14 protein-coding genes are annotated in these 10,851 nt (G+C 52.8%); 7 read left to right on the top strand and 7 right to left on the bottom strand.

Translation table 11 applies throughout. The features are described 5' to 3' along the window. Positions 1–204: 204 nt before the first annotated feature. Complete coding sequence (locus tag BLV85_RS08060; RefSeq protein ID WP_090414062.1) at positions 205–639, top strand: hypothetical protein; 435 nt, start codon at positions 205–207, stop codon at positions 637–639. 60 nt (positions 640–699) lie between these two features. Next, positions 700–1,131 (top strand): glycine zipper family protein, encoded by a 432-nt coding sequence (locus BLV85_RS08055; protein WP_090414060.1) that lies wholly within the window; start codon positions 700–702, stop codon positions 1,129–1,131. Here the strand turns inward: BLV85_RS08055 and BLV85_RS14855 are convergent. The 3 genes from BLV85_RS14855 to BLV85_RS15180 form a co-directional block, all read right to left on the bottom strand. Then, positions 1,107–1,331, bottom strand: a complete 225-nt coding sequence (locus BLV85_RS14855) for a hypothetical protein (RefSeq protein ID WP_143032303.1) — start codon at positions 1,329–1,331, stop codon at positions 1,107–1,109. The two genes, BLV85_RS08055 and BLV85_RS14855, sit on opposite strands and share 25 nt — an antisense overlap. Positions 1,332–1,381: 50 nt before the next feature. Continuing rightward, positions 1,382–1,651 (bottom strand): hypothetical protein, encoded by a 270-nt coding sequence (locus BLV85_RS08050; protein ID WP_090414058.1) that lies wholly within the window; start codon positions 1,649–1,651, stop codon positions 1,382–1,384. 206 nt (positions 1,652–1,857) lie between these two features. Further along, a complete protein-coding gene (locus tag BLV85_RS15180) occupies positions 1,858–2,007 on the bottom strand; it encodes a hypothetical protein (protein ID WP_176973975.1) in 150 nt (49 codons plus the stop codon). 304 nt (positions 2,008–2,311) lie between these two features. Here BLV85_RS15180 and BLV85_RS08045 point away from each other — a divergent pair, with 304 nt between their 5' ends. Continuing rightward, positions 2,312–2,881, top strand: a complete 570-nt coding sequence (locus BLV85_RS08045) for a PEP-CTERM sorting domain-containing protein (protein ID WP_143032302.1) — start codon at positions 2,312–2,314, stop codon at positions 2,879–2,881. 35 nt (positions 2,882–2,916) lie between these two features. On the opposite strand, the gene BLV85_RS08040 is transcribed toward BLV85_RS08045, so the two are convergent. From BLV85_RS08040 to BLV85_RS08025, 4 genes are all read right to left on the bottom strand, one after another. Beyond that, the gene (locus tag BLV85_RS08040) at positions 2,917–3,306 is read right to left on the bottom strand and encodes a YchJ family protein (protein WP_090414054.1); all 390 of its coding nucleotides are present in this window, start codon (positions 3,304–3,306) and stop codon (positions 2,917–2,919) included. Between the two features lie 303 nt (positions 3,307–3,609). Continuing rightward, positions 3,610–4,167 carry an acyloxyacyl hydrolase gene (locus tag BLV85_RS08035; RefSeq protein ID WP_245725140.1) on the bottom strand — a complete coding sequence of 186 codons (558 nt, stop codon included), beginning with the start codon at positions 4,165–4,167 and terminating at the stop codon, positions 3,610–3,612. A 263-nt stretch (positions 4,168–4,430) separates the two neighbouring features. Continuing rightward, positions 4,431–6,731, bottom strand: a complete 2,301-nt coding sequence (locus BLV85_RS08030) for a TonB-dependent receptor family protein (protein ID WP_176973974.1) — start codon at positions 6,729–6,731, stop codon at positions 4,431–4,433. A gap of 271 nt (positions 6,732–7,002) precedes the next feature. Further along, positions 7,003–7,239, bottom strand: a complete 237-nt coding sequence (locus BLV85_RS08025; RefSeq protein ID WP_090414053.1) for a hypothetical protein — start codon at positions 7,237–7,239, stop codon at positions 7,003–7,005. A 176-nt stretch (positions 7,240–7,415) separates the two neighbouring features. Between BLV85_RS08025 and hda the strand changes: the two genes are divergently transcribed. From hda to guaB, 4 genes are all read left to right on the top strand, one after another. After that, the gene (gene hda / locus BLV85_RS08020; RefSeq protein WP_090414051.1) at positions 7,416–8,108 is read left to right on the top strand and encodes a DnaA regulatory inactivator Hda; all 693 of its coding nucleotides are present in this window, start codon (positions 7,416–7,418) and stop codon (positions 8,106–8,108) included. A gap of 115 nt (positions 8,109–8,223) precedes the next feature. Next, positions 8,224–8,886 carry a histidinol-phosphatase gene (locus tag BLV85_RS08015; protein WP_090414070.1) on the top strand — a complete coding sequence of 221 codons (663 nt, stop codon included), beginning with the start codon at positions 8,224–8,226 and terminating at the stop codon, positions 8,884–8,886. A 42-nt stretch (positions 8,887–8,928) separates the two neighbouring features. Continuing rightward, the gene (locus tag BLV85_RS08010) at positions 8,929–9,294 is read left to right on the top strand and encodes an exosortase system-associated protein, TIGR04073 family (protein WP_090414049.1); all 366 of its coding nucleotides are present in this window, start codon (positions 8,929–8,931) and stop codon (positions 9,292–9,294) included. An 89-nt stretch (positions 9,295–9,383) separates the two neighbouring features. Beyond that, on the top strand, positions 9,384–10,847 hold the full coding sequence (gene guaB, locus BLV85_RS08005) for an IMP dehydrogenase (RefSeq protein WP_090414047.1): 1,464 nt from the start codon (positions 9,384–9,386) through the stop codon (positions 10,845–10,847). The last annotated feature ends 4 nt before the right edge of the window (positions 10,848–10,851 follow it).

The raw sequence follows: 10,851 nt of genomic DNA, 5'->3' as shown, positions 1-10,851 counted from the left end.
ATCGCAAACTCGTTTTGTTGGTGGTATAGGAACCCCAATATTACGAGTTTGTTTCTATCTATTAAATACTTATCTTAAAACGTCAACAGACCCTATGAGACCATGCTGTCATATATGAAGCGAGGTGCTGCCAGATGAGGCAATGGATAACGATTTTGACTTCACGGCAAAATTTGTTCTCAACGTTCCCGGAGTGATCTTAAAATGAAAACATCTCTATCTTTTCCAGCATTGTTTGGCTTGCTTATGTTTTCGATGATACCCCAGTCCCATGCGGAAACCTATCATGGCGATTTCTGCTGGCAAGTGCTGATCAACGAAGTCCCTGCCTGGACGTATCAACTCGGGGTATACCGGAAGGATGGCGGGCACTATGCGCTGTATGGCCGGGAAGACAACGGCTTGGGCGAAATCACCGCGGCACATGGCAATGCAGCAATAGTAGGCGACCAGGTGAAAATGACTATTCAAGGGTCCGGTCATACGGAAGCATTTGGCGCCTGGCATGAAACTGTCAGCGCAGTGCTAGAAGCTGCAACATTGAGTGGCACATGGCATGCCCTGGGCGTTAGCACTGATAGCGGCGCACCGCGTCAATTTCATTCAAACGGCAATATCAGGCTGATCGCCTGCCCGTAGACGTTGTGCCATGGCTTGCTGTCAGGCCGATAACAACAGCGTTCCAAAGAAAGGTTAACAATGAAATCAGCAAGATTACTCGCCATGGGCCTGGTCGTATCAGGGCTCGTGGCTTGCGCCAGCACGCGACCGGTCTTGTACCCCAATACCCATTACCTGTCGGTCGGGAAAAATGTTGCCGAGCGGGATATTGAAGACTGCATACAATTGGCCAAAGCCGCTGGCGCGAGAGAAAGTGGCGGAAGAAGTGGCAATGTCGCATCGAGCACGGTCATTGGCGGCGGCGCTGGCGCAGCCAGTGGCGCTGTCGGGGGCGCCATTACCGGTTCGCCAGGAACGGGCGCCATGGTGGGCGCCGCCAGTGGCGCCACCTACGGTTTTTTGAGAAGCATCCTGTCGCCGGCGAGATCCTCGCAGCCCAACCCGGCTTTTGCGAATTTTGTGAACCGGTGCTTGCAAGAGAAAGGCTACGAGGTGACCGGTTGGCAATAGCAACTACCGTTTACCGGCAGGGTTTCCGGAAAACATCTGGATGCCACGGCCCGTTGGACCTCGCCAAGACGGCGGCTAAAATTGCGGATTGCCATTGTTTTCTGCCGTCTTTGCGAGCGCAGCGCAGCAATCCAGCGCAACGTCGGCCTGGTCTTGATGCCGAGTCGCTTGCCAAGCTGTTTACGGTTTGGAAAAACCATTCGTATCCACATACGCCATACTACGGCACAATCACTCAAATTCAGCATTCTTAGTAGCGATCCGCCTCTTGGCGCGGCTTGACTTCCTCGCGCAACATTTGTTGGCGATGCTGGCGCTTCTCGCGATTCATTTCTTCCCAGCGCTTGCGCTCGTCACGCCCCAACTCGCGTGCGCGCTTATGCAGCTCGCGTTCACTTTCCATCTGCTGCGCCCCCGTTTCCCCGTCATTTTTATATAACGCATCCGCTTGTACCATGGGTATGGAAAAAATGATTGTCACAAGGATGGCGACAATCAAAATCGCTTTAATGTCTGACATGAGTTTCTCCCGTTCCAGCAATGGTTAATCACCCTGGAAAATCGCAAACAGGTCGAAATACGCAGTTTCCAGGTCACAGGACAAAGTACCACGACGGCATGGAAGGCCATTTCATTCCAGGCATTGCAATGCCGCCATGAGGTTTACAAGCTGCGCAATCCGGCTCGTAGCGCCTCCACCAATCGGGGAGTACATAAAAAACCTCTTCATTTCATGACAACATATTCACCCAATAGCTCCGCTGGGGTTTCCGGGGTGCTGCCATACAGTCCCCCGGTAGGCTGTCGCACAGCGCTTTTCAGGACGCTTCCGGCATAACCAAATATGCACAAAGTCCGCATGGCTTGAATTTCCATTTTGGGCCCCTCTCATCAACGCCAGGTCCATGGCAGCGATGCATGGCCAGCAAAAAGCGTCGGGATGGCGGCGGCCCGCTGGGCCTCGCCATGAACGGCAGTCACGGTATGTGCGGCGGTCATTCGACTGTCCCGTCTTTGCGAGCACAGCAAAGCAATCCATCCCAACGTCAACCCGGCCTTACTTTTTATATCTTGGACTTCAGTACAGTATTTTTTTCTCCCTGCCTGGAATAGAGTTGCGCTCAGACCTCTCGCTCACACCATGATCCGAAAATAACACTGACAACACGAGGCAAGTGAAATGAACACTACAACCCTACACAACAGGCTTTTGACACCTATCCTTAGCATGGCCCTGCTGCTCGTATCAGTGGGCGCCGAGGCGACAATGCAGACCTTTACCTTTGCCGGCAAAGCGAAGCCGCTCTTCAATCAGCATATGCCTGCGACCAGCAACCAATCCTATTTACCCAACCTGAACCAGCACACCGGTAACAATCACGATCGCATGGGCGCATTATGGGGCGGGTTTGATGACATCACCCCATTCATCGACACCCAGTCCATACAGGAATTGGGCAGTCGAAGGCATCAAATTGCCAGATTCGCGAACGATACACCCAATGGAGGAGGATTCTTTCCTCCTGGAGGGGGAATTGGCGGTGGAAGCGGTGGAGGTGGTGGAGGTGGTGGTGGTGGTGGATCCTCTATTCCTGGATCCGGTTTGCCTGCTGCCACCATTCCAGATTATCCAGGAAGCAGCATCCCGGAGGAAACGCGGCAAGTTCCCGAGCCCGCCACGCTCGCCCTGGTCGGCTTGTGTCTGGTGAGTCTCGTTCTCACGCGCCGCAAACCTGTCCGCGCTCGCTGAGCAGGACTCGGAAACCAGGTCATCGCAGAAACCGCCTAACGTATATCACCATCGACATAAAACCATTGCCCGGCTTCGTATACAAACCGGCTCACTTCATGCAATCGATAGGCACGGCTGCCTATCTTATAGCGCGCCACGAACTCAACCACCGCCCGATCGGGCGCCACTTGTTCGTGGCGTTTTACGGCCAGCCCCAGCCACTTGCTTGGCGGTTCACGTGCCAGTTCCAGTGACGCTGGACGGGTAGTTTGATGCCAGGTTGTCAGCAGATAATCCTCGCGACCGAGCGTATAGGCCGTATAGCGTGAACGCATCAACGCGACCGCGCTGGGTGCAGATGCTTGCTTTTCGAGATAACGGCCGCAACACTCGCTATATTGCTCCTGGCTGCCGCATGGGCAACAACTGGTTTCCGCTTCCATATCTCTTCAATTGACTGCAGTTAATTTACATGCCTCCGAACTGTTTTCAGCAGAATACGAGGCTTGAGGCTCAGGATAATTCCTCGCCAGGCTTATGGTGCGAAATGCACCCCGCCCACCTTTGCACAGTTTATATTGCCCTAGGAGGCTGTCCGAGAATAGACAGATCTACTGCGGACGAACCTGCCAGGCTGGATTTTTCGATCCTTTTCGTTGAATAGAACCACTATTCGCCTCAAATGATCGAAAAATCCCGCTCAGCCAGCTTCGCCCTCGCTACAATCGCTATTCTCGGACAGCCTCCTAGAATCGGTAGCCATAGCGTATCCCCAGCGTATCCAGGCCCTCGTTATTCTTGGCGAGATGGGCGTTGGAGACATGATCAAAGTATACCGACAGGGCATGCCTGGTTTTGAAGCGATAGCCGATTTCCAGAGGAATGTGAAACAGCACCCGGGATCCAAGCGCCTTGCGGTCCTCGTGCGGCGGGCTTAGCTTGCCAGTATGAATCGCGCCACCCAAACCGACCCCAACAAAAACACCGCTGGCATGCGCATACTGCCAACGCATGCCCGCATACCATTTGGAGGTATCGCCCGAGACATTGACCGACCCGCCTAAAGCAGGCTGAATGGCACCGCCCAGAAAATGCACATGAGGTGAGAAAATAGCTTCCAGATTCAGATCTACGCCGCGCTCCCGGCTGAACCGGCTCCACAAGCCAGCCATGTCATGATAAAGCACGCCCATCTTGATTTCATCCAGCCATGTTGATGCCTTCGGCTCATGCGCATAGCCAGTCGAGACCATCGCGCAGCCCAAACCAGACACCCATATGCCAGTAATTATATGACGCATCATAGCGATACCCGGCTCTATGAAGGGTAGAGAGATCACCAGTGAATCCGGCAAGACCAGCACCCAGCAAATACCAGCCAACCGGTATTGACAGAAGTCCTGCATAAATCACCACAACATACTAACGCAATTGCAGGCAATCATCCACGAACGCCAGCGAATAGCGTCCTGGACTACTGTGATAAAAAAGCGGCAGTGGTACGGCAGGAAAAACCATTCCGCCCGTTACGATAACAAGCAGAATGGTCTGTTTGGTACAGAAACTACTAGAAATCAAGCTCGAAACCGGCGTAGGCCATCCTTGGTGCACCGGGACGAGGACCATGCGGTTGACGTGAGGAGATATACCTCTCGTCCAGGAGATTGTGCACACCGGCCAGGATTCTGACGCCCCGCTTGACTTGATAATGCGCGCTCATGTCCAATAGCCAATAGCTGTCGGTCTTGCCAAAGCGGGCATCCGGATTGCCATTGCCATCGACCTGGGTGGTCACATTGCTGGCACTGGTATAGGCCGCACCAATATAGCTGGCCGTGAAATTTAAAGCCCATTCGGCAAACTCGATACTGGTACCGGTAGTCAGCTGATATTCAGGAATATAGGGAATTCTGTTGCCTTTCTCACCAAAGCTGAAAATGGATTCGGGATTGGTCGATCTGGCATTGCTGCGTTGCGTGGCATCGGTATAGGTAAAAGTAAAGAAATACGGATTGCTGAAGCCCCAATTATTGGCCATACCCGCATCAAAAGTGGTGGAAAACTCCAATCCGAGGCTCTGGGCCTTGCCCAAATTGTCCGCCAAGCCTGTACCCGTCCCACCAATGTTGTCAACCACGATCAGGTTGTCAAACAAGGTCAGAAAACCGATTGCCTCGGCAGACAGTGCACCGTTCATGCCCAGATAACGGGCGCCCCATTCGAAGGCGGTACTGGTTTCTTCCTTCAGTTTGTTAACCACTACCGACGATGGATTCGGTGGAGAAAAACCTCTGTGCGCGCCGCCGATCAGTTTCCATTCCTCACTCAGATCATAGACCACGCCAACACCACCGGCGAATAGATCCAGCGACGCGCGTCCGCCAGCGGCTGGATTATCAAAGTTTTGATGATTGAGCCATAAGCGTTCATAGCGGATGCCAGGAATAAACTGCCAGCGTCCCCAGCGAATCCGATCCTGCATATGAAAAGCCAGGGCATCGACAGCGTCTTTTCTATTACCGGCATCTCCTGGTTGACCTGGATTGTGATCGAAGATCGTGCCATTGGCCGTCTGGAAGAACAGTTCGTCGCGCTGGAAGCGGCGCTCTTCGTCATAGTGATAACGGACACCACCGGTAATGTGATGCGCGATTTGTCCGGTATCGAAGCGGTAATTGGCGACCGATTCGACACCTTGGGTCATATAATCGCGATTATTGTTACGTACACGCAAGGTACAATCCAGATCACCTTTGAGACAGGCCAACCCTGCGCCCCCATTCGCACCGGCTACCGCCCGCGATAAATTCATATTTCCAACACCAGGGACATTGCGAAGATCGTGGAGCTTCTGCCAGTTGCGGCTGAATTCGGTGTAATAGAAAGTGGTGGTCACATCCAGATTATCGGTCGGCGCGATAAAGTGCCGCAAGTGGCCACGAAATTGCTCGGTTGTGATGTTGTCGAAGCGGCTGGCGGCATATCGCCGATAAGGGTTATTCCGGAAATCCGCATCCGACAGACCAAGATAGGTTTCATCGGCATCCATGCTGGAATAGCCGAACTTGAATTCGAAGTGCTGATAAAGATCGGTTTTAGGCTCGAAGGAGAGCTTTGCCATGGGTTCAAAACGCGTAAAACCGGTATCGCCAGAATTGCGGAAATCAGGGGTTTTATCGATCTTTTTAAACCCATCGTTTCTTCTGAAGTACCCTTCCAATACGTAGCCAAAGCGCCCCCATTCGGTATCCAGGGTATTGCCGACAAAACCATGGGCACGGAAATCCCCAAACTCGCCATAGGTGCTGCGCAGGTAAGCGCGCTGCTTGAGTGGGATTTGCGTGGATTGATAATTGAGCACCCCGCCCGTGATATGTGGGCCATATTTGACCTGACTTGAGCCTTTGAGAATTTCTATACTGCTCATCCGCCCGGTCGCGGGTGAAAAGTATGCGGCAGGCGCTGAATAGGGGGCTGGCGCGATCATCACGCCGTCTTCCATTACGGTAATTTTGGCACTGCGGGTTGTATCCGTTCCCCGCAAGCTGATATTGGGAAACAAGCCGAAGCCGTCTTCCTGCCTGAAATAAACGCCGGGCACGCGCCGCAAGGCCTGGTCAATGTTGTCATAGTTCTGGGCGCGCAGCTCTTGCTCGGTTATTACATGTGCCGAACCTGGGCGCTCCAGCCGTTCCTGATGCTCCCCGACCACCGTCACCGGCGCCAACCTGACCTGGGCGGCGGCTTCTTCCGCCATGGCCGGCGTCGCGGCCATGCAAATGCCCAGACAAGCCAGGTTTTTCACTAACAGCGAACGGCCCGTCAGGGGTCTTGTATTGAACGCTCGTCGCTCAATTTGTTTTTTCATTTACCCCATCTCCCTTAATAACGATAATGAAAATGAGAATGATATTCAACAACGTTCTATTTGGCAAGCATAAAATCGTCATGACAAACGCAAAACTTGATTTATCCCGTTAGGTCTAAATGACATCACCAGTCTTCCGGTCATTGTCCATAATCAAATAGGCCGCCATACGATTTTCAGCGGGATGTCTATGCAGGATCATCACTCTCCATGCAGACTTGCACACACCCACACACTCAAACAAATCTCCGGCATTTTCCTGAGAAGCTGTTTAGAAATGCCAATCCCAGGTCAGTTTACCCAACGCTGTGGCAACTGTAGCGTTATTGTTACCGAAAAGGATCTGGATGGCCGCGGCCCGTTGGACCTCACCAAGACGGCGGTTGAAATTGCGGATGGCCATTGTTTTCTGCCGTCTTTGCGAGCACAGCGAAGCAATCCAGCCTAACGTCAGCTTGGCTTCGATACCGAGTCGCTTGCCAAGATGCTTGCGGTTTGAAAAAACCATTCGTATCCACATACGTCATACTACGGTACGATCACTCAAGTTCAGCATTTCCAAACAGTTTCTGACTTTACAAAATGCCTAGAAAGCAGGGAAAATGCCCACTCATCCATCACATTTAACAGCCACTTTTTTGTCGCATTCTTCTGCACGACGAAAGGCACTCTCTAACACCATTGATGAAGCAACTACTCCTGGACCTGAATAAAACTGATCCACCCACTCTGGAGAATTTCATTCCCGGGAATAATACTGAATTGCTGCATGCGCTAAAAAGCCTGATTGCCGGACGGCAACAGGATCGATTCTTGTACCTATGGGGTCAAGCAGGCAGTGGTAGAAGCCATTTACTGCAGGCAGTCACCGATGTTTTCCTGCAGCGACATCAGCAGGCCACCTATATCGATTGCGCCCTCACAGACAAATTCAGTTTCAGTGCAACCATGGCCTGCGTAGCAGTCGACAATGTCGAGCGATTGGATGCCCCGGAACAAATCAAACTATTCAATCTTTACAACCGCATCTACGAAAACAACCGGGGTATATTCCTGGCCAGCGGCACCGCCCCCCCGGCACAACTTGATTTACGGCCGGATCTGACGACCCGTTTAGGCTGGGGGCTGGTTTATCAGGTGCATGAATTGGCTGATGAGAATAAAATCGAGGTGATGAAAGGCCATGCAAAACGGTGCGGGTTTGAGTTATCTCAGGAAATCTGTGATTATCTGTTGAAGCATGCGCAGCGGGATCTGCCTTCTTTGATCAAACTGATCAACGCACTGGACCGGCTCTCTCTGGCCAGGCAACGCCCGGTCACGCTGCCCTTGTTACGCGAACTGTTGCAGTCGGCTTCATCCCGGGCACAAAGCTGAGTGCCGATTTGAGCCTTAATTTTATGAATACCCTATTTATGACCAAAAGTTTTGACATGACGCCCTGCTTGCATCGCCCTGCATGCCAGCCAAGCCAACCGAGGAATTCAGCATCATGAAATTGGCCTTATTCGATCTTGACAATACTCTCCTGTCTGGCGACAGCGATTTTCAATGGGCGCAGTTCCTCATCGAGCAGGAGGTGCTCGACCGAGAAGTCTATGAAGCCCGCAACATCGAGTTTTACGAGCAATACAAGGCTGGCACGTTGGATATCCATGAATTCCTGGACTTTCAGCTCAAACCCCTGTCCCGTCATTCTCGTGAACAGCTGAATGCATGGCGCAGCAGCTTCATTCAACTGAAAATCATGCCGCTGATTGCCCCCGGCGCACGCGAATTGATCGCCAGACACCAGGCCGAACAGGATTTATGCATCATTATTACCGCGACCAACAGTTTTGTGACCGCGCCGATTGCTCAGGCGCTGGGAATACGGCACTTGATCGCGACCGAACCCGAGCAGAAAAATGGCCAATTTACCGGCCGCGTCTCGGGAATACCCTGTTTCCAGGCAGGCAAAATCACCCGGCTGGAACAATGGCTGGATGAACAGAATCTTACCTGGCTTTCATTCTTGCAAAGCTGGTTTTACAGCGACTCGCTCAATGATCTGCCACTGCTGCGCAAAGTGACACATCCGGTCGCGGTTGATCCCGATGCCACCTTGCACGAGCACGCACAAAAGAACGGCTGGCCGATCATCAGTTTGCGTTGACACGATCCACTGGAAACACATTTTTCATAAGGAGACACAGAAATGCATCATACCTTCAGATTGTTCCTGTTAGTTGCCGCTCTATGCTGGTTGTTTCCCATGAATGCGCAGGCAGGTGAATATCCCGCCAGAGTCGGAGAAAAGCTGGGCAACGGTGTTGCCAACGTCGTGACGGGCGTGGCCGAAATCCCCAAGACCATGATGATCACCGGTCACCAGCATGGCGCCGCTTACGGCATGACGGCAGGCTTTTTTACCGGCCTAGTCCACATGATCGGCCGGACATTAAGCGGCGCGGTCGATATCGCCACGTTTTTTGTGCCCACCACACCCATGGTCGATCCATCCTATATCTGGGACGATTTCGACAGGGAAACACGCTATGCGGCTCCACGCATGCGCAAGTAGTTTTATTCCCAAACTGCACACAAACTGGAGTAAGTACAAAACAGCATGACGGGTTCCGCTATAATATCGTTTTGTGAAGGATCGTAAGCATGCGACTAATACAGAAAGCTCTCACTTTTGACGATGTCCTATTGGTGCCCGCTCATTCTGAAGTTTTGCCAAGGGATGTCGACCTGACAACACAATTCACCCGTACGCTCAAAATCAAGATACCGATTATCTCTGCCGCGATGGATACGGTCACCGAAGCGCGGCTGGCCATCGCGCTTGCCCAGGAAGGTGGCATCGGCATTATTCACAAGAATATGCCGATCAAGATGCAAGCCGCGCAGGTCGCGCAAGTCAAGCGCTTCGAAAGCGGTGTCGTCAAAGACCCGGTTGTCGTTTCGCCGGATATGACCGTGCGTAAGGTGTTGGAGTTGATCAGACAGCACAACATTTCGGGCCTGCCTGTGGTCAAGGGCAAGAAAGTCCTGGGGATCGTGACCAATCGCGATTTACGGTTTGAAGCCGACCTCGACCAACTGGTCAAAAATATCATGACCCCTAAAAAACGCCTGGTAACCGTCAAGGAAGGCACCTCCCACGAAGAAGCGCTGGCTTTGCTGCACAAACACAGGCTGGAAAAAGTGCTGATAGTCGATGACAACTTCGAATTGCGCGGCATGATCACCGTCAAAGACATCACCAAAACCACCGAGCATCCCAATGCAACCAAGGACAACCAAGAACGTCTGTGCGTTGGAGCGGCAATCGGTGTCGGAGAAGGCAGTGATGAACGTGCTGCCGCGCTGGTCGAGGCGGGAGCGGATGTCATCGTCGTCGATACCGCGCATGGTCATTCACAAGGGGTGCTGGATCGTGTGCGCTGGGTCAAGAAACATTTCCCCTACATTCAGGTAATCGCCGGCAATATTGCCACGGCTTCTGCCGCCAGGGCGCTGGTGGATTGCGGTGCTGATGCGATAAAGGTTGGTATCGGCCCTGGCTCGATTTGCACCACGCGAGTCGTCGCCGGCGTCGGTGTGCCACAAATTTCAGCGATCGACAATGTTGCGACAGCATTGCTTGGCTCGGATATACCGGTGATCGCCGATGGCGGCATTCGCTACTCTGGCGATATCGCCAAGGCGCTTGCGGCCGGGGCAGACGCTGTCATGCTGGGTGGCTTGCTGGCGGGCACGGAAGAATCTCCGGGTGAAATCGAAATGCTCAAGGGGCGGTCCTACAAGTGCTATCGTGGCATGGGTTCGTTATCGGCCATGCAGCAAGGATCCAGTGATCGCTACTTTCAGGAAACTGAACGGCATGAAGCCCATAAACTGGTGCCGGAAGGCGTGGAAGGGCGCGTGCCCTATAAAGGCACGCTGGTTAGCGTCATTCACCAATTGATCGGAGGCGTTCGATCCAGCATGGGCTATCTGGGCTGCGCTTCCATCCGGGACGTTCATGAAAGAGCCGAGTTTATCGAAATCACTTCCGCCGGTGTACGAGAATCGCATGTGCATGATGTGCATATCACCAAGGAAGCACCCAATTATCATATCGAATAAACCT

The sequence above is a fragment of the Nitrosomonas halophila genome (assembly GCF_900107165.1).
GTDB classification, from domain to species: Bacteria; Pseudomonadota; Gammaproteobacteria; order Burkholderiales; family Nitrosomonadaceae; genus Nitrosomonas; species Nitrosomonas halophila.
Note: the sequence above shows the minus strand (reverse complement) of the source record. Positions and strands in the feature narration are given on the sequence as shown.